Here is a 19891-nt window from a genome sequence, read left to right as displayed (position 1 = left end):
GTCAAGGCCAGGCTGGATCAGCCCTGGCCTTGACCACTTCAGCCCCGAGGCTCAGCCCTGCAAGGCCACCTCGGCCAGCATGCGCTGGACCTGAAGCTGCCACTGCGGCAGCGCAATGCCCAACGTGGCCTGCAGCCGATCGCAGTCCAGCCTGGAATTGGCCGGGCGTGGCGCGGGCAGCGGGTAATCGACCGTGGCGATGGGCTCCACCGCTTCGGCCGCGCAGCGCAACGCCACGCCTTGGGCCGCGGCCTGCTGCAGCACGAACTGGGCATAGCCGTGCCAGGAGGTGCTGCCGCTGGCGGTGAGGTGGTAGAGGCCGGACTGGGTCCATACGGCAGTGGCGAACGTTGCATCGGTCCGCACCCGGTGCAAGGCCAGCGCGGTGACGTCGGCAATGAGTTCGGCGCTGGTTGGGGCGCCGAACTGGTCGGCGACCACGCGCAGATGTTCTCGCTCGCGCGCCAGCTTGAGCATGGTCTTGGCGAAGTTGCCGCCACGCGCGGCGTAGACCCACGAGGTGCGGAACATGAAGTGGCGGCAACCGCTGGCGGCGATGGCTTGTTCGCCCGCCAGCTTGCTGCGGCCATAGACGCTTCGCGGCTTGGGGGCATCAAGCTCGGTGTAGGGCTCGGGCTTGGTGCCGTCGAACACGTAGTCGGTGGAGTAATGCACCAGCCAGGCTTGGTGGGCCGCCGCGTAATCGGCCAAGAGTTTGGGGGCTTCGGCGTTGATGCGTGTGGCAAGCTCGGGCTCGCTCTCGGCCTTGTCCACCGCGGTATAGGCCGCGGCATTGACGATGATGTCGGGCTGCTCGCGCTCGAGCGTGGCGCGCAGCGCGGGCAAGTCGCTCAGATCGGCCTGGGTGCGGTTCATCGCCAGCACGGAGCCCAAAGGGAGCAAGGCCCGGCGTAACTCCCAGCCGAGCTGGCCATCGGCACCCAGCAGCAGGATGCGTGGCGGGGTGTCGGCAGGCACAACGCCGGCGCTCATGCTGCGGCGCCTGAGGTTTGCACCGCGCCGCCATACTGCTTGCCGACCCACTGCCGATACGCCCCGCTGGCGACATGCGCCACCCAGTCTGCATGGTCCAGATACCACTGCACCGTGCGCTTCAGGCCCGTGGCGAAGGTCTCCTGCGGCCTCCAGCTGAGTTCGGCTTCGATCTTGCGGGCGTCGATGGCGTAGCGGCGGTCGTGGCCGGGACGGTCGGCGACGAAGGCGATCTGGGTCGTGTAGCTGCTGCCATCGGCTCTGGGGCGCAACTGGTCGAGCAGATGGCACAGGGTGTGCACGACGTCGAGGTTGCGCACTTCGTTGCGGCCGCCCACGTTGTAGGTCTCACCGAGCTTGCCGGCCTGGAGCACGCGGCCAATCGCGCGGCAGTGGTCTTCGACATACAGCCAGTCGCGCACGTTCTGGCCGTCGCCATACACCGGCAGGGCTTTGCCGGCCAGGGCGTTGTGGATCATCAGCGGGATGAGCTTTTCGGGGAACTGGTAGGGGCCGTAGTTGTTGGAGCAGTTGGTGGTGAGCACGGGCAGGCCGTAGGTGTGGTGCCAGGCGCGCACGAGGTGGTCACTGGCGGCCTTGCTGGCGGCGTAAGGGCTGTTGGGGGCGTAGGGGGTGGCCTCGCTGAAGGCGGGGTCGGTGGGTGACAGTGACCCATAGACCTCGTCGGTGGAGACGTGGAGGAAGCGAAACGCAGCCTTCTCGCCTTCGGGCAGCGCCGTCCAGTAGGCGCGGGTGGCTTCAAGGAGCTCAAAGGTGCCGTTGATGTTGCTGCGGATGAAGTCGCCGGGGCCGTGGATGGAGCGGTCGACATGGCTTTCCGCAGCGAAGTGCAGCACGGCGCGGGGGCGGTGCTGGGCGAGCAGCGCGGCCACCGCGGCGCGGTCGCCGATGTCGGCGCGCACGAAGCCGTAGCGCGCGTCGGCCTGCACGTCGGCCAGGCTCTCCAGGTTGCCGGCGTAGGTCAGGGCGTCGAGCACGAGCACGGCCTCGTCGCCGTGGCCCAGCCAGTGGTGCACGAAATTGGCGCCGATGAATCCGGCTCCTCCGGTGATGATGATCATTGGAAACCTCGCTGATGGGAATATGGCGCGGGGCGGTTGCCGCCGTGGCCCTTGCCCAAGGCCTAGCCAGCCGATCGGGGGATTCTATGAAGGCACGCGCCTGGCTCCCGCCGCGCGGCTTCGTCCGGCTTGAAACCATGGCCGCTGGGGCACAATCCGCGCATGGACAGCAGCGCATGGCAACTCTCGGGCTGGGCCGCCGCCATCGGAGCCGGGCTGCTCATCGGCATCGAGCGCGAACGCAGCCAGAACGCGGCAGAGCAAAGCCCCGCAGGCATGCGCAGTTTCCTGCTCGCGGCGCTGGCGGGCGCCGTGGCCGGCACGCTGGGCCCCGCGGCCCTGGGCGTGACGCTGGTCGCCGTGGCGCTGCACAGCTACGCCGGCTACGTGCAAACGCGCGTCCAGGACCCGGGCCTGACCACCGAACTGGCGCTGCTGCTGACCCTGCTGCTGGGCGCGCTGGCGATGCGGGCTCCCGCGCTTGCCGCCGGGCTCGCGGTGCTGGTGTCCCTGGTCCTGTGGGCCAAACCCCAACTGCATGGCTTCGTCCGCAGCGTGCTCACCGAGCCGGAAATCACGCATGGCCTGCTGCTGGCCGCGGCGGTGCTCGTGGTGCTGCCGCTGCTGCCGAATCGCCCGCTGCCCTGGCTGGCCGGGCTGAATCCGCATGCGCTATGGCTGCTCGCGGTGCTGCTGATGCTGGTGCAGACCCTGGGGCATCTGGCCATGCGCAGGTTCGGCAGGTCGCGCGGGCTGGCCCTGGCGGGTCTGGCGGGAGGCTTCGTCTCCAGCACGGCGACCATCGCCGGCATGGCGCAGCGCGCCCGCGAACAGCCCGATCTGCGCGCAGCCTGCCTTGGCGCCGCGCAGCTTTCCAATCTGGCCACGGTCATCGAGCTGGCCGTGATCGTCGGCGTCCTCGACGCCGGGCTGCTGCCCCGGTTCTGGCCGGCGCTGCTGGCTTATGGGGCGGGAGCCGCCGTCGCGGCGCTTTGGGCGCTGGGATGGAAAGTCCCCGAGGCCGGCGCCGGCGGGCAGGACGCATGGCTGTCGCAACGCCCGTTCAATCCGCGCAGCGCCCTGCTGTTCGCGCTGCTGCTGTCCCTGCTCCTGCTGCTGGCCAGGCAAGCCATCGCCGTGTTCGGAGCGCAGGGCGTGGTGCTCGCCCTGGGCCTGGCCGGCTTTGCCGACGCGCATGCGGCGTCGGCCTCCGCGGCCCAGCTTGCGGCGAGCGGACTGCTGTCCGACACGCTGGCCCTCACGGCCATGGCCGCCGCGGTCAGTTGCAACGCCGTCAGCAAGGTCTTCGCCGGATTTCTCGGCGGCGACGGCACATTCGGCTGGACCATGGCGGTTTCGCAGGCCGGTCTGCTCGCCCTGCTCTGGCTGGGTGTGCTCGTGCCTCTGCCCCTTTAAGAAATTGGCTCCTCGGCCATTCCATGGCAAGTTCACTTGCATCCACCTCGCGCGCAAGCGCTGGAAGCGCGCGGGCTGCGGCGGCACGTTCCTGCATCCTTTGGACTGGATCGGCGACGACCGCCGTGCGCGCAAGCGCTTTGTCGATCGCATCGCCACCCTCTCTCTGGAGCGCACGTTCTCGGACCTTGCGCGGGAGTATGGTGTTCATGAGAAAACCGTGCGCAACATCTTCTACGGCCGCCGCGCCGAGGCGATCAACATCCTTCGCTTCGAGTCGCCCGAGTACCCGGGCATCGACGGGATCAAGTTCGCGCGGCGCTGTCCCTTGGCCTCGCGCTTGTCGTCGCGCTTGAAAGCGGACAAGCGCTCAATCACCCGCATGCAAGTCCTGCATCAGGTCGTCCACGCTAGCGAACCGCTTGCCTCGACCCGATCCGAGCTCTGCCATGGCCTTGCGCGTGGTCGCGTTCGGAACCTTGACCTCGAAAGGCAGGCGCCGCTCATCTGCGACGCACGGCATCAGCAATCGAATCGCGTCCGCGATGGACAGACCCATTGCGCTCAGCGCATCGGCTGCACATGCCGGTTCATCGGCGAGGCGGGTGCCTGACGCCTGCAGGTTTGTCCGGCCTCTCCCGCGCACGAATCCAAGCCATCCCACACCAGGAGCATTTCAGCAGGCCCTATGGATGTTTGCCAAATCCGTGGGAGTCCGAACCCCACCCCTCCCCATGCATGGGGAGGGGTGGGGTGGGGAGGGGGAGCTTTGTGCGCCGCCTCGAGTCTGCCGCCCATTCCGGAAATCTCAATCGGCACGGGCAGGGACGCATTCCCGCACTGCACTGTTCTCCGAAGAGCCAAGAGATTTCCAGGACGGTGGATCGATAGAATCGAGCGGCTGCAGCCTCATCCAGAAAGAACCCGCGCGGCCGGGCAAGGCGCCTGCGCCATCGCCATCCTGTCGCAAACCATCGTCCAGCCCATCGCCACGCGTGGGGTAAGCACAGGCGTTCACGGACGCCCCTGACAACATGCCATTGCCCACCACCATCGACACCTCAGGGCTGCGCCTGGAATTCGCCCGTCACGGCGCTCAGGCGCTGGCCACGGCACGCACGACCTTGGCGGCCTTGCCCCACTGCCCGACCGACCTGGTGAGCAATATCGTGCTCAACGGCAGCGAGGGCCGGCCGGCCTGGCATCTGCTCTCGCGCCTGGGCGCCAAGGGTGGCGATGCCGCGGCACAAGCGGCGACCGACTTCCTGCATGCCGAACACGCGCGCATGGCCGACTGGGCCGAGCGCCTTGTGGGCGATGGCGCAGGAAACGCGCCGCTGGACATCATCCACCTCGGCGCGGGCGGTTCCGAAACCCCCATGCTGGCGCTGTTCACCGCCCTGTCGGTGCAACAGGCGCCGCGCTGCCGCGTCCATTGGGTGGCGAACCTGGACGGCGCGACGCTGGACGCGGCCTTGGGCGCCGCCAATCCGGCCCGCACCTGGGTGCTGATCAACAGCAAGTCCTTCCGCACCCAGGAGGTCATGCGCAATGCCACCGAGACCATACGCTGGCTGTCGAGCCACCTGGGCGCCGAGACCGCCCGCAGCCGGCTTGTCGCGCTGACCTCCAATGCCGACCTGGCCCAGGAGCGCTTCGGCATGCCCGCCGAGCAGGTGTTCCGCACCCTGCCCGAGATCGGCGGACGCTTCTCGGTGTGGAGCGCGCATGGACTGGTGCTGCTGCTGGCCTTTGGCCGCGACACCGTGGAACGACTGCATGCCGGCGCCCGCGCGATGGACGAGCATTTCCTGACGACGCCGCTGGACCGGAGCGCGCCAGGGCTGCTCGCAGGGCTGTCGCATGCGTATCGCGTGCGCTTCGGCCTGCCTCTGCTGTCCATCGGACTGTACGGCGACGCCTTCTCCCACATGCCGCTGTACCTGCAGCAACTGCTCATGGAGTCGCTGGGCAAGTCCACCAGCGCCGACGGGCTGCTGCCGGTGCATGTCAGCGGGCCGGCGGTCATCAGCGGCGTGGGCACGCCGGTGCAGCACACCTACTTCCAGCTCCTGCACCAGGCCGCGGTGCCGGTGTTCCACGAAATCGTCGCCGTGGTGCGGCCCTGGCATGCGCGCCTGCCCGAGCATCTGGCCCTGCTGGCGAACGCCCTGGGCCAGGCCGACGCCTTGTGGAACGGCAAGGACGCATCGAGCTGGCAGACCGAGCTGATGGCCCAGGGCATGCCGCCCGAAGCTGCCGCGCGCGCCGCGCGCCACCGCGCCTGTCCGGGAGGCAGGCCGTCCACCTTCATCTGGATGGAGCAGCTTTCGGCCTATCACCTGGGCGCGCTGCTGGCGCTGTATGAACACCGCACCGTGGTGGAGGGCTGGCTGTACGGCATCAACCCCTTCGACCAGTGGGGCGTTGAACTCGGCAAGACCCTGGCGGCGCGCATCGAACATGCCCTGCTGGCGCAGGACGCCCAAGGACTGAGCGCGGAAACCGCGGCTTCATTGCACTATCTACGAGAACAATACGCATGACTTCCGACAAGAACGACAGCCCGGCCGACGCGAGTCAGGGCGGACACAGCACACTCCTGGCCGAGCGGCGGCAGAAGCTCGCGGCGCTGCGCGCCCAGGGAACCGCCTACCCGAACGACTTCAAGCCCGACGCACAGGCGGCCGACCTGCATGCCGAATACGGCGCGATGGACGCCGAAATCCTGCAGGCCCAGGCCGTGCGGGTCAAGATTGCCGGGCGCCTGATGCTCAAGCGCGTGATGGGCAAGGCCAGCTTCGGCACCCTGCAGGACGGCAGCGGCCGCATGCAGATCTACGTCACCAACGACCACGCCGGGGAGTCCGGCCACGCGGCGTTCAAGCATTTCGACCTGGGCGACATCCTCGGCTGCGAGGGGCTGCTGTTCAAGACCCGTACCGGCGAACTCACCGTGCAGGCCGGCAGCGTGCGCCTGCTGGCGAAAAATCTGCAGCCCCTGCCGGACAAGTTCCACGGCCTGGAAGACGTGGAAACCCGCTACCGCCAACGCTATGTGGACCTCGTGGTCACCCCCGAGTCGCGCCAGCGCTTCGTGCGGCGCGGCCAGATCGTCTCGGCGCTGCGCCACGAAATGGAAGAGGCCGGTTTCGTCGAGGTGGAAACGCCCATGCTGCACCCGATTCCGGGCGGCGCCAACGCCAAGCCCTTCGCCACCCACCACAACGCGCTGGACCAGCAGATGTTCCTGCGCATCGCGCCCGAGCTCTACCTCAAACGCCTGCTGGTCGGCGGCTTCGAGCGCGTGTTCGAGATCAACCGCAACTTCCGCAACGAAGGCATCTCGGTGCGCCACAACCCCGAGTTCACCATGATGGAGTTCTACGCCGCGTACTGGAACCACCGCGACATGATGGACTACACCGAAGCGCTCATCCGCCAGGCCGCCATTCGCGCCTGCGGCACCGCGCGCCTGCCCTACCAGGGCCGCGAGGTCGATCTCGAATCGCCCTTCGCCCGCATGAGCGTGCGCGATTCGCTGGTGCAAGCCGCCGGGCTCAGCCTGGCCGAAGCCGCTGATCCCGCCGTGCTGCGCGAGCGCATCCAGGCCGCCGGCGAAAAAGCCCCGGCACACTGGAGCCTGGCCGAACTGCAATTCGGCCTGTTCGAGGCGGTGGTGGAAGCACAGCTCTGGCAGCCCACCTTCATCGTCGACCATCCGGTCGAGGTCTCGCCGCTGGCGCGCGCCAGCGATGCCGACCCCGGCATCACCGAGCGCTTCGAGCTGTTCGCCACCGGGCGCGAGATCGCCAACGGCTTTTCCGAACTCAACGACCCCGAGGACCAGGCCGCGCGCTTCGCCGCCCAGGTGGCGAACAAGGACGCCGGCGACGAGGAAGCGATGTATTACGACGCCGACTACATCCGCGCGCTCGAAGTGGGCATGCCGCCCGCGGGCGGCTGCGGCATCGGCATCGACCGGCTGGTGATGCTGCTGACCGACGCCCCGAGCATTCGCGACGTCATCCTGTTCCCAGCCTTGCGCCGCCAGGCCGGCTGAACGCGAAGTTGCAGCCGCCGCCATGAAACGTTTGCGCCAGAGGCCCGCCGGCCAGCCCTTCATCTGCCAGGAGCGCGGCGAAGTTTCGCTGCACTTCGGCATGGCCACGGTGCAAAGCCGCATGCGTGTGGCCACACCCGACAAACTGGTGCTGGACTACACCCGCGGCATGATGGCCTTCCTGCTGCTGGCGCCCGAACCCAGGCATATCGTCATGCTGGGTCTGGGTGGCGGCTCGCTGGCGAAATACTGCCACGCCCATCTGCGCCACACCCGATTCACGGCGCTGGAAATCAGCCCCGAGGTCATCGCCATGCGCGACTTGTTCGCCATCCCGCCCGACGACGACCGGCTGCAGGTGCTGTGCATCGACGGCGCCGCCTGGCTGCATGACAACCCGGCTTGCTGCGACGTCCTCATGCTCGACGGCTTCGACGCCGACGGACTGCCGCCCGCGTTGTGCAGCCAGGCCTTCTTCGACGACTGTGCCGCCGCGCTGCAGCCCGGCGGTGTGCTGGTGTCGAACATCTGGGCCAAGGACAGCCTGCGTGCCGTTCTGGTGCAACGGCTGCGTCAGAGCTTCGGCGACCATGTCGCCGCCATCCTGGCGGAGGACGGCGAAAACACCATTGCTCTGGCCAGCAAGCAGGCCGCCATGCCATGCGCAGCCGAGTTGCACGAGCGCGCCCGCCAACTCTCGGCCAGGCATGCGGTGGACCTGAGCAGCAGCGCCGCCAAATTGGCGCAGGCCCTGGCCATGACACCCAAGGCGAGCGCGTTGCGCGAACCCGCCACGCTTTGACCGGGCGATCGTCTTTGCGCGACCGCGGCTTCAACCCTGGCGCAGCAGGGCCACGATCTCATCCTTGAGCTTGAGCCGATCCAGCCGCAGCGTGTGAAGCTGCGCATCGCCGGCCGATTCCTTGCCGCGCTCGATGCGCACGATTTCCGCGCTCACCGCATCGAAACGCGCACACCGCGCGTCGAAATGGCCATTGCGTTCCCGCAGGGCGACGATGGCTTTCGCCTCCTCGGGAAATTCGCGCAGCAAATCATGGTGATCCATCCACATGGCGGGCTCCAGGTTGTCCGTCTGCCGATCTTAGGGCCTGTCCACCCCGGCCTGACCGCAGCATTGCATGCTCGCCCTTGGGCGCAGCCGAGTGCAAGCCGTGGCGCACATCAGCATACTTCTGCCAGCTTGTCGCGCTGTCACAAATCTTGGGTAAAGTCAGAGCATCGCCGAGCACCGGCGAGACCTGCCGTACACACGACCGAGCGAGGCCGCCCTGATGAGTCCACCCCTGCATGTGATTTTCTGGCGCCATGCCGAAGCCGAAGACATCGACGCTGACGCTGATGCCAAGGCCGCCGACCAGGCTGATCTGCGCCGCGCCCTCACCCGCCAGGGCCGACGCGACGCCAGCCGTGTGGCCGCATGGATCAAGGCCCATGTACCCAAACCCTGGGTGGTGTGCGCCAGCCCCGCACTGCGCGCACGACAGACGGCGATGGCGCTGGTGGACTACCCGGTGGACGAACCGCGCCTGGCGCCCGACTGTGGTGTGGACGATCTGTTGGCCGTGATCGCCGATCACGACGACGCCCACAGCGCCCTGGTGCTGTGCGGCCACCAGCCCACCATGGGCAGCGCCGCGTTGCGCTGGCTCAGCGGTTGCGAGCAAGCCTTCAGCCTGCGCAAGAGCGGGCTCGTCTGGGTGGCCGAGCGCCAGCGCGAAAGCGCCTCCGCCCGCATGCTGCGCGCCTGCATCAGCGCCGATCTGCTGGATTGAGGCGAGCGACCCTCGGCACTTCGCCTCCGCCTCACAGTGCCCACTTGGGCATCACGGCGCAGGCTTCGTGACGACGAAAGGTCAGCCATGGCTTTCCTCCCCATGCAGCGCGCAGGCGCCATGCCTGAATTGCCTGGCGTGGCGCCGAGCGCCAACCCGGCCGCTCCCAGAGAGCCCTGGACGTGGTGCGCGCCAGCGACTTGCCCTATGCCGATTTTTTCCGGCATGACCTGCGCGCCAACCGGCCCGTGGTCATCGACAACGCCGTGACCGCCTGGCCCGCGTTGCAAAAATGGACGCCGCACTATTTCAAGCAGCACTTCGGCCAGCATCAGGTCCAGGTGTCGTACACCAAGCGCATGGTCTTCGCCGATTTTGCCGACGCCGTGCCGGCCTCCAGCGAGCAGCGCCCCGGCCCCTGTTTGTAGCGGCGGTTCTTCCACGAGCACTTGCCCGAGTTGCTGCCCGACCTCATCCCGCAGAACGTCTACGGCTTTCCGCTGCGCCATGTCAGCCCCTTGATGCCTGAGCGCTGGAGGCGCCCCGACGGTTTCCTCAAACTGCTGATGGGCGGGCCCGGCAGCAAGTTCCCGGTAATGCACGACGACCTGGAACACGCCCATGCGCAGATCACCGAAATCTATGGCGAGAGGGAGTATTCCCTGTTCCCGCCCGAGGACACGCCCTATCTCCACCCCTCGCCGGTGCAGACCAGCCTGTCGCAAATCGACCAGCCGCACGAGCCCGATCTGCAGCGCTTTCCGCTCATGGCGCAAGCCTCGCCACACCACACCGCGCTCAAACCGGTGCGGATGATTTTCATCCCCATGGGCTGGTGGCGCGCGGCGCGGCCGTTTTCCGTCTCCATTTCGATTTGCACCGCCATCATGGACCGCTCGAATTGGCCCGGTTTCGTGCGCGACGTCTGCGCCACCCCGGAAGGCCGACCATTCAAGCGCCTGCTCAAACGCGGCCATCGGATCTGGAGAGCGCCGGCGCCGTGATGCGCGCGATGAAGAACCTGCAAACGGCAGCTCCAGGCCTGGCCCGCGCCCTTGTCTTTCCGGCCAAGCTCGCACCCATCTCCGCCGAAGTCAGCCCCGGGCCTTCGGCACGGCCGTTGAACGTCCGCGTTCCCACGGCCTGAGGCCGCAAGAGGCTGCATCCCGGCCTCTCGCACGACGCTGTGCGCCGGCTCCGACAGGCTGGGGCAGCCTGGTGAACGACGCGTCTGAAACGTGTCATCACAACGTCATGTGACCATCATCGAACCGTCACATCCTGTTCGTATCGTATCGATAGGAACAGGAGCCATCGATGCACAAACACCAAGAAATCGGGCCGAGCGCACTGGCCTTTCACGAACCCGCATTGGCCCATGGGAGAAGCCAGGGCCATGCCGCGCGCAGAACTGCTGCGGGCGCCGAGCACGCTGCCGGCTGCGCAGGCCTGACCATGGCCTGGGCGCGCCAGCCGCACGAGGTGCGCGAAGCCCAGCGGCTGCGCTGGAAAGTGTTCGCTGAAGAACTTGGGGCGCGCATCGCCACGCCTTCGCCCGGTTTCGACATCGACATCTTCGACCCTTATTGCGACCACCTGCTGGTGCGCAACGCCGAGGGCTTGCTGGTGGGCACTTACCGCGTGCTGCCGCCGCACCAGGCCCAACGCGTGGGCGGACTGTATTCAGAGACCGAGTTCGACATCACCCGTCTGGTCCACCTGCGCCCGCGCCTGCTGGAACTGGGACGCTCCTGCGTGCACCAGGGCTACCGCAGCGGCGCCGTCATCATGGCGTTGTGGGCCGGCTTGGCGCATTACATGCAAAGCAACGGGCTGGACGCGATGATCGGCTGCGCCAGTGTGTCCATGCGCGACGGCGGGCATTACGCCGCCAGCCTCTGGGCGCGGCTGCGCAAGACCCATCTGGCAGCGGTGGAGGATCACATGCAACCGCGCCTGCCGCTGCCGGTGGGTAGCCTGCGGCAGGATTTGCCGGCCGAAGCCCCGCCGCTGCTCAAAGGCTATTTGCGGGTGGGGGCAAGGATCTGCGGCGCGCCCGCCTGGGACCCGGACTTCAACACCGCCGACTTCCCTTTGCTGATGCGACTGGCCGATGTGAACCCACGCTATGCGCGCCATTTCCTGAGTGCCGCAGAAGCCTGAGCGGGCGTGGCCGCCGCGCGCTGACATCAAGCCGTCGCAACGGTGTCGAGTTGCAGTTCGACGCCGGCGCGCTGCCATTCCGCAACTTCCTGCTCCAGGCTGTACTGCGTCAACGGCGAGGCTTTCAACCAACGTGCGCTGGCCTCGATGCGCGCGCCCAGCACACCGCTCTTGCCCGCGCCCGGCAGCAGCCGCAGGCCACCGGGTTCGACATCGTGGCGATTGCGCGCCATGAGCACGGCCAGACGCAGCGCCAGCACGGCGCGCAGGTCCAGGTTGATGGTGTCCAGGCCGCCGAGCTTCTTCAGCTTGCCGCCGTGGCTCAGCACCATGTCGGCCATGGTCGCCTGCTCGCTGCGGGAAAAACCGGGCATGTCGGCATTGGCCACGATATAGGCCGAATGCTTGTGATACGCGCTGTGGGAAATGGACAGCCCCACCTCGTGCAGTACGGCCGCCCAGCGCAACGTTTGCTGCTGGGTCGAGGTCGCTTCCGGGTTGAGCTGCAGGAACAGCGCCAGAGCCTGCTCCTCCACACGCCCGGCCTGTTTCACGTCCACGGCGTATCGCTGCATGAACTGCTGCACGGTGAGTTCGCGCATGTCCTGCTGCTGCTCGCGGCCCAGCAGGTCGTACAGCACCCCCAGGCGCAAGCCGGCGTCGGTGGCTTCCATGTCCTTGATGCCGAGTTCCTCGAACACCCCGAGCATGATGGCCAGGCCGCCCGGCGCCACGGCAATGCGGTCGGACTTGAGACCGACCATCTTCAGGGTTTCAAGGTTGCCGGCACGCACATAGATTTTGCGCAACTCGCGCAGGCCGGCGCGGGTGATGCCGAGCGACTGCCCATGCGGATTGAGCTGGTTGCCGACCAGGATGTCGGCCAGCGCCCGCGCCGTGCCGCTGGAGCCAACGGCGTTGGTCCAGCCGGTTTTGCGGAAGGCGCTCGCGATGATTTGCACCTCGCGCCGGGCGGCCAGTTCGGCGGCCTTCATGCGCTGCTCGTCCACCAGTCCGCCGGGGAAGAAATCGCGGCTCATGGAGACGCAGCCGATGTAGAGCGACTCCATCAACCGGGGCTCATGGCCCTGGCCGATGATGAATTCCGTGGAACCGCCGCCGATGTCCACCACCAGCCGGTTGCCCGCCGCGGGTGCCACCGAATGCGCCGCGCCGATATAGACCAGCCGCGCCTCCTCGCGCCCGGCGATGACCTCGATGGGAAATCCCAGGGCCGCTTGCGCGCGCTCCAGAAACACATGGGCGTTCTTCGCCACCCGCACCGCGTTGGTGGCCACGGCGCGCACCCGCTCCGGCTGGAACTGGCGCAGGCGCTCGCCGAAGCGGCTGAGCGTGACCAGGGCGCGCTGTTGCGACTCTTCGGTGAGGTTCTTGTTCGCATCCAGCCCCGCGCCCAGGCGCACCGGTTCGCGCAACGAATCCAGCGGATAGATCTGTGCGCCGTGGCTGTTCTCGCTGGCCTTGCCCACCAGCATGCGAAAACTGTTGGAGCCGAGATCGACCGCTGCCAAGTGTTGAATGTTCAGGGACATGGGGGCGATTGCAATACCGGAAAATGACAGGCATTTGAAGCTGTCATGCTGATTTCATCAAAGAATGACATCCTAAGCGCTAGTCTTCTTGTTTTCGTCCTGCCCGGCCCGGCAAACCCTCGCCTCGTCTTGCTCCGCACATGCCCGACCACCCCGATCCACGACTGCTCAACCGCGAACTCGGCATTCTCGCCTTCAACCGCAGGGTGCTGGCGCAGGCTCAGGATGCAGCCATCCCGCCGCTGGAACGCCTGCGCTATCTGTGCATCGTCTCGTCGAACATGGACGAATTCTTCGAGACCCGCGTGGCGCAACTGCAAGATCTGCTGGAGCACGACGCCAACAGCATGACGCCCGACGGGCTGCGCGTGATCGATGCGCTGCAACTCGTCGCGGAGGAGGCGCACGCCCTGGTCGCCGAGAAGTACCGTGTGCTGCAACAAGGCATCTATCCCCTGCTGCAATCGGTGGGCATACGCTTCGTCACCAGCGGCGAATGGACGCCGGCGCAACAGCATTGGGCGCGCAGCTATTTCGAGCGCGAGGTGATGCCCGTGCTCACCCCCATCGGCCTCGACCCGGCGCACCCCTTCCCCAAGGTGCTGAACAAAAGCCTGAACTTCGCCCTGCTGCTGGACGGCACCGATGCCTTCGGCCGCAATGTCGACCTCGGCATCATCCAGGCGCCGCGCGCCCTGCCCCGGGTGCTGGCGATGCCGCAGGAGGTGGGCCAGCACCGCTACAGCTTCGTGCTGCTGTCGTCGCTGATGCAGGCTTTCGCCGGTGATCTGTTCAGAGGCTTGAGCGTGCTTGGCGTGCACCAGTTCCGCGTCACGCGCAACAGCGAACTGTTCGTCGACGATGACGAAATCACCAATCTGCGCACCGCCCTGCAGGGCGAACTCCGGGCCCGCCATTACGGCGACGCCGTGCGCCTGGAGGTTGCCGCCGGCTGCCCGCAGCCCCTGGTGGAGCGGCTGATGCGCGAGAACGGGCTGAAGCCTGAGGACTGCTATCCGGTGGACGGGCCGGTGAATTTGATGCGCCTGCAAACCGTCATCGACATGGTGGCCGAGCCGACGCTGAAATACATCCCGCACACACCGTCCCCCATCCCGCATTGGCCGGGGGCCGGTGCCGAGGTCTTCGATCGCATTCGCGCCGCCGACGTGCTGCTGCACCATCCCTACGACGAGTTCGCCCCGGTGGTGGACCTGGTGCGCGCCGCCGCGCGCGACCCCGACGTGCTGGCCATCAAGCAGACCATTTACCGCGCCGGCCACAACTCGGCGCTGATGGAGGCCCTGATCGAAGGCGCCCGCAACGGCAAGGAAGTGACCGTGGTGCTGGAGCTGATGGCGCGGCTCGACGAGGAAACCAACATCAACTGGGCCGCGCGCCTGGAGGCGGAAGGCGCGCATGTGGTGTACGGCGTGGTGGGCTTCAAATGCCATGCCAAGATGCTGATGGTGGTGCGGCGCGAGAAGCGCGGCCGGCGCTCGCCGCAGTTGTGCCGCTACGTGCATGTGAGCACCGGCAATTACCACATTCGCACCGCCAGCCTCTACACCGATTTCGGCCTGATGACGGCCGACGAGGCCATTTGCGCCGACGTCAACCAGGTGTTCCTGGAAATCACCGGCTCATCGCAGTTCGAACCGCTCAAGCGTCTGTGGCAGTCGCCGTTCTCGCTCTTGGACAACCTGCTCAAAGCCATCCGCAACGAGGCCCGCATCGCCAGAACGGGCAAGCGGGCGCGCATCTGGGCGCGGGTGAATGCGCTGCTGGAGCCCACGGTGATCGAGGAGTTGTACAAGGCTTCGCAGGCCGGCGTTGAAATTCGCCTGCTGGTGCGCGGGCCCTGCATGCTGCGGCCGGGCGTGCCGGGGCTGTCGGAAACCATACGCGTGCGCTCCATCATCGGCCGCTTCCTGGAGCATTCGCGGGTGTTCTATTTTTTCAACGGCGGCAAGGAAGACGTGTGGATTTCATCGGCCGACTGGATGGAGCGCAACCTGTTCCGCCGGGTTGAAATCGCCACCCCCGTGCTGGACCCCAAGGCCAAGCGCAAGGTCATCGCCGAAGGTTTGAAGGTGCACTGGAAATGCCCGGGCAACGCCTGGGACATGAACGCGCAAGGCTCGTGGAAGCGTCCGCGCGGTGGTCGCACGGGCTGCGGCAGCCATCAGGCGCTGATCGACTCGCGGTCGGCCCGAGGCGCATCCGGCGCTCCAGCTGCCTGACCTGGCTTGGCCAGATCCAGCCGCGCCAGCGGAAAACGCACGCTGAAGGTGCTGCCCAACCCGGGTTGGCTGCTGATGCGCAGCTCGGACTGGTGCCGCAGCAGCGCATGCTTGACGATGGCCAGCCCCAGCCCGGTGCCGCCGGATTCGCGCGAGCGCCCGCGGTCCACGCGGTAGAAGCGCTCGGTCAGGCGGGGAATATGTTCCGGCGCAATGCCGATGCCTGTGTCGCTGACGCTGAACTCGGCGTAGGGGTCGCCGTAGTCCGGATGCAGCACGCGCCAGGTGATGCGCACCTCGCCACCCGGCGGGGTGTAGCGCACGGCATTGCTCACCAGATTGCCGAATGCGCTGGTGAGTTCGGTGCGCGCGCCGCGCAAACCGCCCGCGTCGGCGCTGGCCTCGATGCGATGGCGCCCGGCCGACAGCGCGCGTGCATCGGCTGCCAGCCGCTCGACCATCTGCCGCATGTCCATGCGTTCCTCGGCCGGTTGATGCGGGTCGCCTTCCAGGTGCGCCAGGGTCAGCAGGTCGTCGACCAGATGGCGCATGCGGTCGGACTGTTCCTGCATCAGCCCGAGGATGTGGTCGCGCTCCTCGATTGAAAACTCCAGGGCGCGCAAGGATTCGACGAAACCGGCGATGACGGTGAGCGGCGTCTTGATTTCGTGCGAGACGTTGGCGACGAAGTCGCGCCGCATGGCCTCGGTGCGCTCGACCTGGGTGACGTCGCGCGACAGCAGCAGCTTCTCGCCCTCGCCATAAGGGATGATCTGCACGCTCAGCAGCAAGGGGCCATAGCTGCCGTTGCGGCGCATGAGCAGCGGCTCGTCGAAGCGCTTGGCGCCCATGTAAGCGAAGAACTCGGGGTTGCGGATCAGGTGCACGGCGTGCTGGCGCAGGTCGCGTTTCGGGTCCAGTCCGAAATGTGCTGCCGCGGTATCGTTGCACCAGTCGATCTGGTCGCTGGCGTCCATCAGGATCACGCCATTGGGCGAAGCCTGCAGCGCCTCGATGAAGCGCTTGAGTTTGTCTTCCTCGTGCGCCACGCGGGTTTCCCACAGGCGCAACTGGCGCGCAGCGCGATAGAGCATCTCGGCCCAGACGCCACGTGCCGTGGGAATGTTGTCGTGCCGCGGCCATTTCAGCCACGCCAGGACACGAAGCTGCGCAGCGGTGTCGACGCCGATCACCACCAGCGCCACGGCACAGGCCACCAGCGCCGCTGGCAACGGGCCGAACCACCAGCCAACGAGGCCTGCGCCCACCAGCATCAGGACGATCACACCGATCAGGCGGAAGATGACGGCGCGCATGAAGGTTGGACTTGGTGGCGGAGCAAACGGTGGGGAGATACGAGGACAGCGGCGGGCCTTGGTTCGGGGCTGGTTCGAGGCATCCTGCGGCCTGTCGCCGCGGGCGCGCAACAGCGCCTCAGATGCCGGCCGATACACCGGCCTCAAGCCCCGGGCGCGAGTTGCAGCGTAGGTGCATTTTGCCGCAGCGTGAAGCGATAGCCGGCACCGCGCACGGTCTCCACCAGCTCGGCGCAATGCACCGGGGCCAGGGCTTCACGCAGGCGTTTGATATGCACGTCCACCGTGCGCTCCTCGATGAACACATGGTCGCCCCAAACCTTGTCGAGCAGGGAGCCGCGGCTGTGCACGCGCTCGGGGTGGGTCATCATGAAATGCAACAACTTGAACTCGGTCGGTCCCAGGCGCAAGTCCTGCTCGCTCGCGCCGCCGGTGAAGGTGACGCGGCGCGTGGACGGGTCCAACGCCAGGCCGCCGGCACGCACCGGCTCGTCGGTGAGCTGGGGCGAGCGCCGGCGCAGCACCGAGCGGATGCGGGCCAGCAACTCCTTGGGCGAGAATGGCTTGGTGATGTAGTCGTCCGCGCCAGCGTCGAGCCCGGCGATGGTGTCGGCCTCTTCGCTGCGGGCGGTCAGCAAGATGAGCGGGATGCTGCGGGTGCGCGTGCCCTGGCGCAACTCGCGCGCCAGCGCCAGGCCGGACATGCCGGGCAGCATCCAGTCGATCAGCATGACGTCGGGCAGGATGTCGCGAATCAGGCGCAAGGCCTCTTCGGCGCTGCCGGCCAGAATCGGGCAGTGCCCGGCATGACGCAGGTTGACCGCCAGCAGTTCGGCAATGGCTGGTTCATCTTCGACGACGAGAATATTGCTGGCCATGGTCATGGTTCAGAGTGAGCTGGCCACCTCGTTGAAAGCGTCCTTGTTGTGGCGCACATCGGTGCCGCGCACCACATAGATGACGAACTCGGCGATGTTCTTGGCGTGATCGCCGATGCGCTCGATGGCCTTGGCGATGAACACCAGATCCAGACTGGCCGAGATGTTGCGCGGGTCTTCCATCACATAGGTGATGAGCTTGCGCATGAAGGAGTCGAACTCGTCGTCGATGGCGGTGTCGCCATGCACGATTTCCACCGCGGCCTTTTCGTCCAGCCGGGCGAAAGCATCGAGCGCCTTGCGAATCTGGGCGATGGCCAGGTCGGATTCGCGCGTGATTTCGTTGAACGAGATGCCGAGGTTCGAGCCCGACTCGATCAGGTCGCGCGCCATGCGGGCGATGCGGTCAGCCTCGTCGCCGACACGCTCCAGGTTGGTGATGGTCTTGGAGATCGCCATCAGCAGGCGCAGGTCGCGCGCCGTGGGCTGGCGCTTGGCGATGATCTGGGTGACATCGGCATCGATATCCACCTCCATCTGGTTCACGCGCTTCTCATTGAGCAGCACGCCGCGCGCAGCCTCGACGTCGAAGTGGCGCAGGGCGTACACCGCCTGTGCGATTTGCGACTCCACCAGCCCGCCCATCTCCAGCACTTGGGTGGAGATGGAACTGATCTCGGCATCAAATTGCGTGGAAATATGCTTGTCGCCCATGATTGCTCTCCGTTCAGCCAAATCGGCCGGTGATGTAGTCCTCGGTTTCCTGCCGCTTGGGTTTCAGGAAAAGCTGATTCGTATCGCCAAACTCGACCATCTCGCCCAGATACATGTAGGCGGTGTAATCGGAAACCCGCGCCGCCTGCTGCATGTTGTGCGTGACGATGACGACCGTGTAATCTTTTTTCAACTCGGTCACCAATTCCTCCACCTTGGCCGTGGAAATGGGGTCGAGCGCCGAGGTGGGTTCATCGAGCAGCAGCACCTCGGGTTTGATGGCGATGCCGCGCGCAATGCACAGGCGTTGCTGTTGGCCGCCGGACAGGCTCATGCCGTTCTGCTGCAATTTGTCTTTCACTTCGTCCCACAAGCCAGCGTTGGTCAGGCTGGCTTCCACGCGCTCGTCCATTTCGGCGCGGCTGAGTTTTTCATACAGACGAACACCGAACGCGATGTTCTCGTAGATCGACATGGGAAACGGTGTGGGCTTCTGAAACACCATGCCGATCTTGGCGCGGATCAGGGAAACATTCTTTTTCGATGTCAGAATGTTCTCGCCGTCGATATTGATTTCACCCTCGGCACGCTGGTCTGGATACAACTCGTACATGCGATTGAACATTCGCAGCAAGGTCGATTTGCCGCAACCCGACGGGCCAATGAACGCCGTCACCTGATTCTGGGGAATGTCGAGATTCACATCTTTGACCGCTTTGAACTTCCCATAGTAGAAATTCAAATTGCGGGTCTTGATCTTGATCGCCTGATCCCTCAACTCGGCGAGTTTCGCTTTTTCAGGCTTGGTAGCAATGGAAGTTTGCATGGTCGTGGCATGAGAGTTGAATGACGCGGCGCTCAGACTTTCGGCCCGCCTCGATTGAGGAGCCAGCGGGAACCAAAGCTCAACAGCAGGATGAACACCACTGCGACGAAAGCGCCAGCCCAAGCCATTTGTTGCCAGTTGCTATAGGGGCTCATCGCAAATTGAAAGATGACGACAGGCAGGTTCGCCATGGGATGACTGAGGTCCAGGCTGAAATACTGGTTGTTGAGCGCCGTGAACAGCAAGGGTGCGGTCTCTCCGCTGATGCGTGCGATGCCCAGAATCACCCCGGTAAGAATGCCGGTGGACGCGGCCTTCCAGGTAATCTTGGTCACCATTTTCCAATAGGGTGTGCCCAGTGCAATGGCGGCCTCGCGCAATGAGCCGGGGACCAGGCGCAGCATTTCGTCGGTCGTGCGCACGACCACCGGAATTAGGATCAGGGCCAGCGCCACGCCACCGGAAAAGGCCGAGAAGTGTCCCAACGGATCGACCAGAATGGCGTAAGCGAACAGGCCGATGACGATGGAGGGTGCACTCAGCAAAATGTCGTTGAGAAAGCGCACGACGGCACCCAGCTTGTGCTTGACGGCGAATTCACCGAGCCAGGTGCCAGCCAACACGCCGATCGGCGTGCCGATCGCAACGGCGATCATCAGCAACAGCAAGCTGCCAACAAAAGCGTTGCGCAGACCGCCGCCCGTGCCCCCGGGCGGCGGCGTGTCCTGGGTGAAAAGCTGCAGATTCAATGCTGGCAAGCCATAGCGCAAAGTCGTCCAGAGTATCCAGACCACCCAGAACACACCGAAGATGGTCATGAGCACGGCAATCGTCATATTGATCCAGTTGAT

The 19891-nt window shown here is 66.1% G+C and carries 20 protein-coding genes and 2 pseudogenes; 11 read left to right on the top strand and 11 right to left on the bottom strand.

All coding sequences use genetic code 11. The features are described 5' to 3' along the window. Positions 1-51 precede the first annotated feature (51 nt). Both rfbD and rfbB read right to left on the bottom strand, forming a co-directional pair. Positions 52-993: a dTDP-4-dehydrorhamnose reductase gene (rfbD, locus tag THIX_RS09790; protein WP_112486097.1), complete on the bottom strand. Its 942-nt coding sequence runs from the start codon at positions 991-993 to the stop codon at positions 52-54. Continuing rightward, complete coding sequence (gene rfbB, locus THIX_RS09785) at positions 990-2075, bottom strand: dTDP-glucose 4,6-dehydratase (RefSeq protein ID WP_112486096.1); 1086 nt, start codon at positions 2073-2075, stop codon at positions 990-992. Before rfbB ends, rfbD begins: the two co-directional genes overlap by 4 nt. Positions 2076-2237: 162 nt before the next feature. Between rfbB and THIX_RS09780 the strand changes: the two genes are divergently transcribed. Together THIX_RS09780 and THIX_RS24155 are read left to right on the top strand one after the other, a co-directional pair. Continuing rightward, positions 2238-3491 (top strand): DUF4010 domain-containing protein, encoded by a 1254-nt coding sequence (locus tag THIX_RS09780; protein WP_112486095.1) that lies wholly within the window; start codon positions 2238-2240, stop codon positions 3489-3491. Continuing rightward, a pseudogene (locus THIX_RS24155) lies at positions 3466-3714 on the top strand (helix-turn-helix domain-containing protein); the annotation flags it as partial. The gene THIX_RS09780 and the pseudogene THIX_RS24155, both read left to right, overlap by 26 nt. A gap of 83 nt (positions 3715-3797) precedes the next feature. Here THIX_RS24155 and THIX_RS24150 read toward each other — a convergent pair. Beyond that, positions 3798-3875, bottom strand: a pseudogene (locus THIX_RS24150) (type II toxin-antitoxin system mRNA interferase toxin, RelE/StbE family); the annotation flags it as partial. After that, on the bottom strand, positions 3862-4113 hold the full coding sequence (locus tag THIX_RS09765) for a type II toxin-antitoxin system RelB/DinJ family antitoxin (protein WP_233224736.1): 252 nt from the start codon (positions 4111-4113) through the stop codon (positions 3862-3864). The gene THIX_RS09765 and the pseudogene THIX_RS24150, both read right to left, overlap by 14 nt. 412 nt (positions 4114-4525) lie before the next feature. On the opposite strand from THIX_RS09765, the gene THIX_RS09760 reads away from it, so the two are divergent. From THIX_RS09760 to THIX_RS09750, 3 genes are read left to right on the top strand one after another with little or no spacing between them, the layout of a single operon-like run. Continuing rightward, positions 4526-6037, top strand: coding sequence for a phosphoheptose isomerase (locus THIX_RS09760; RefSeq protein ID WP_112486093.1), 1512 nt, complete (start codon positions 4526-4528; stop codon positions 6035-6037). Then, complete coding sequence (gene lysS, locus THIX_RS09755; RefSeq protein ID WP_112486092.1) at positions 6034-7554, top strand: lysine--tRNA ligase; 1521 nt, start codon at positions 6034-6036, stop codon at positions 7552-7554. Before THIX_RS09760 ends, lysS begins: the two co-directional genes overlap by 4 nt. Before the next feature lie 22 nt (positions 7555-7576). Further along, positions 7577-8356, top strand: coding sequence for a transferase (locus THIX_RS09750; RefSeq protein WP_112486091.1), 780 nt, complete (start codon positions 7577-7579; stop codon positions 8354-8356). Between the two features lie 30 nt (positions 8357-8386). Here the strand turns inward: THIX_RS09750 and THIX_RS09745 are convergent, their stop codons facing one another. Then, a complete protein-coding gene (locus THIX_RS09745) occupies positions 8387-8626 on the bottom strand; it encodes a YdcH family protein (protein WP_112486090.1) in 240 nt (79 codons plus the stop codon). 220 nt (positions 8627-8846) lie between these two features. On the opposite strand from THIX_RS09745, the gene THIX_RS09740 reads away from it, so the two are divergent. The 5 genes from THIX_RS09740 (at position 8847) to THIX_RS09730 (ending at position 11510) form a co-directional block, all read left to right on the top strand. Further along, positions 8847-9347, top strand: coding sequence for a histidine phosphatase family protein (locus tag THIX_RS09740; protein WP_112486089.1), 501 nt, complete (start codon positions 8847-8849; stop codon positions 9345-9347). Between the two features lie 182 nt (positions 9348-9529). Then, positions 9530-9775, top strand: coding sequence for a cupin-like domain-containing protein (locus THIX_RS24145; protein WP_233224494.1), 246 nt, complete (start codon positions 9530-9532; stop codon positions 9773-9775). Between the two features lie 21 nt (positions 9776-9796). After that, positions 9797-10351 (top strand): cupin-like domain-containing protein, encoded by a 555-nt coding sequence (locus tag THIX_RS24140; RefSeq protein ID WP_233224493.1) that lies wholly within the window; start codon positions 9797-9799, stop codon positions 10349-10351. Then, complete coding sequence (locus THIX_RS24135; protein ID WP_233224492.1) at positions 10348-10494, top strand: hypothetical protein; 147 nt, start codon at positions 10348-10350, stop codon at positions 10492-10494. The genes THIX_RS24140 and THIX_RS24135 overlap by 4 nt, the downstream gene beginning before the upstream one ends. 170 nt (positions 10495-10664) lie before the next feature. Further along, positions 10665-11510 (top strand): GNAT family N-acetyltransferase, encoded by an 846-nt coding sequence (locus THIX_RS09730; protein ID WP_233224491.1) that lies wholly within the window; start codon positions 10665-10667, stop codon positions 11508-11510. A 26-nt stretch (positions 11511-11536) separates the two neighbouring features. Here the strand turns inward: THIX_RS09730 and ppx are convergent, their stop codons facing one another. Beyond that, positions 11537-13063 (bottom strand): exopolyphosphatase, encoded by a 1527-nt coding sequence (ppx, locus tag THIX_RS09725; RefSeq protein WP_112486088.1) that lies wholly within the window; start codon positions 13061-13063, stop codon positions 11537-11539. Positions 13064-13203: 140 nt separating this feature from the next. On the opposite strand from ppx, the gene ppk1 reads away from it, so the two are divergent. Next, on the top strand, positions 13204-15306 hold the full coding sequence (gene ppk1, locus THIX_RS09720) for a polyphosphate kinase 1 (RefSeq protein WP_112486087.1): 2103 nt from the start codon (positions 13204-13206) through the stop codon (positions 15304-15306). On the opposite strand, the gene phoR is transcribed toward ppk1, so the two are convergent. The 5 genes from phoR to pstA all read right to left on the bottom strand — a co-directional run bounded on the left by phoR (position 15249) and on the right by pstA (position 19876). Next, positions 15249-16622: a phosphate regulon sensor histidine kinase PhoR gene (gene phoR, locus THIX_RS09715; RefSeq protein ID WP_112486086.1), complete on the bottom strand. Its 1374-nt coding sequence runs from the start codon at positions 16620-16622 to the stop codon at positions 15249-15251. The two genes, ppk1 and phoR, sit on opposite strands and share 58 nt — an antisense overlap. Positions 16623-16765: 143 nt before the next feature. Continuing rightward, positions 16766-17500, bottom strand: coding sequence for a phosphate regulon transcriptional regulator PhoB (phoB, locus tag THIX_RS09710; protein ID WP_162497982.1), 735 nt, complete (start codon positions 17498-17500; stop codon positions 16766-16768). Between the two features lie 9 nt (positions 17501-17509). Beyond that, the gene (phoU, locus tag THIX_RS09705; RefSeq protein ID WP_112486084.1) at positions 17510-18214 is read right to left on the bottom strand and encodes a phosphate signaling complex protein PhoU; all 705 of its coding nucleotides are present in this window, start codon (positions 18212-18214) and stop codon (positions 17510-17512) included. A 13-nt stretch (positions 18215-18227) separates the two neighbouring features. After that, positions 18228-19040, bottom strand: a complete 813-nt coding sequence (gene pstB / locus THIX_RS09700) for a phosphate ABC transporter ATP-binding protein PstB (RefSeq protein ID WP_112486083.1) — start codon at positions 19038-19040, stop codon at positions 18228-18230. Positions 19041-19072: 32 nt separating this feature from the next. Further along, complete coding sequence (pstA, locus tag THIX_RS09695; protein ID WP_256360006.1) at positions 19073-19876, bottom strand: phosphate ABC transporter permease PstA; 804 nt, start codon at positions 19874-19876, stop codon at positions 19073-19075. Positions 19877-19891: the final 15 nt, after the last annotated feature.

The organism is Thiomonas sp. X19 (genome assembly GCF_900089495.1).
Taxonomy (GTDB): Bacteria; Pseudomonadota; Gammaproteobacteria; order Burkholderiales; family Burkholderiaceae_C; genus Thiomonas_A.
The sequence above is the reverse complement of the archived record's forward strand: the minus strand, read 5'-3'. Positions and strand labels throughout refer to the sequence as shown.

What these genes read in the sequence shown, in the direction of transcription:
- rfbD (WP_112486097.1), bottom strand. Translation starts at nt 993, where the DNA reads ATGAGCGCCGGCGTTGTGCCTGCCGACACCCCGCCACGCATCCTGCTG.
- rfbB (WP_112486096.1), bottom strand. Translation starts at nt 2,075, where the DNA reads ATGATCATCATCACCGGAGGAGCCGGATTCATCGGCGCCAATTTCGTG.
- THIX_RS09780 (WP_112486095.1), top strand. Translation starts at nt 2,238, where the DNA reads ATGGACAGCAGCGCATGGCAACTCTCGGGCTGGGCCGCCGCCATCGGA.
- THIX_RS09760 (WP_112486093.1), top strand. Translation starts at nt 4,526, where the DNA reads ATGCCATTGCCCACCACCATCGACACCTCAGGGCTGCGCCTGGAATTC.
- lysS (WP_112486092.1), top strand. Translation starts at nt 6,034, where the DNA reads ATGACTTCCGACAAGAACGACAGCCCGGCCGACGCGAGTCAGGGCGGA.
- THIX_RS09750 (WP_112486091.1), top strand. Translation starts at nt 7,577, where the DNA reads ATGAAACGTTTGCGCCAGAGGCCCGCCGGCCAGCCCTTCATCTGCCAG.
- THIX_RS09745 (WP_112486090.1), bottom strand. Translation starts at nt 8,626, where the DNA reads ATGTGGATGGATCACCATGATTTGCTGCGCGAATTTCCCGAGGAGGCG.
- THIX_RS09740 (WP_112486089.1), top strand. Translation starts at nt 8,847, where the DNA reads ATGAGTCCACCCCTGCATGTGATTTTCTGGCGCCATGCCGAAGCCGAA.
- THIX_RS09730 (WP_233224491.1), top strand. Translation starts at nt 10,665, where the DNA reads ATGCACAAACACCAAGAAATCGGGCCGAGCGCACTGGCCTTTCACGAA.
- ppx (WP_112486088.1), bottom strand. Translation starts at nt 13,063, where the DNA reads ATGTCCCTGAACATTCAACACTTGGCAGCGGTCGATCTCGGCTCCAAC.
- ppk1 (WP_112486087.1), top strand. Translation starts at nt 13,204, where the DNA reads ATGCCCGACCACCCCGATCCACGACTGCTCAACCGCGAACTCGGCATT.
- phoR (WP_112486086.1), bottom strand. Translation starts at nt 16,622, where the DNA reads ATGCGCGCCGTCATCTTCCGCCTGATCGGTGTGATCGTCCTGATGCTG.
- phoB (WP_162497982.1), bottom strand. Translation starts at nt 17,500, where the DNA reads ATGGCCAGCAATATTCTCGTCGTCGAAGATGAACCAGCCATTGCCGAA.
- phoU (WP_112486084.1), bottom strand. Translation starts at nt 18,214, where the DNA reads ATGGGCGACAAGCATATTTCCACGCAATTTGATGCCGAGATCAGTTCC.
- pstB (WP_112486083.1), bottom strand. Translation starts at nt 19,040, where the DNA reads ATGCAAACTTCCATTGCTACCAAGCCTGAAAAAGCGAAACTCGCCGAG.
- pstA (WP_256360006.1), bottom strand. Translation starts at nt 19,876, where the DNA reads ATGACGATTGCCGTGCTCATGACCATCTTCGGTGTGTTCTGGGTGGTC.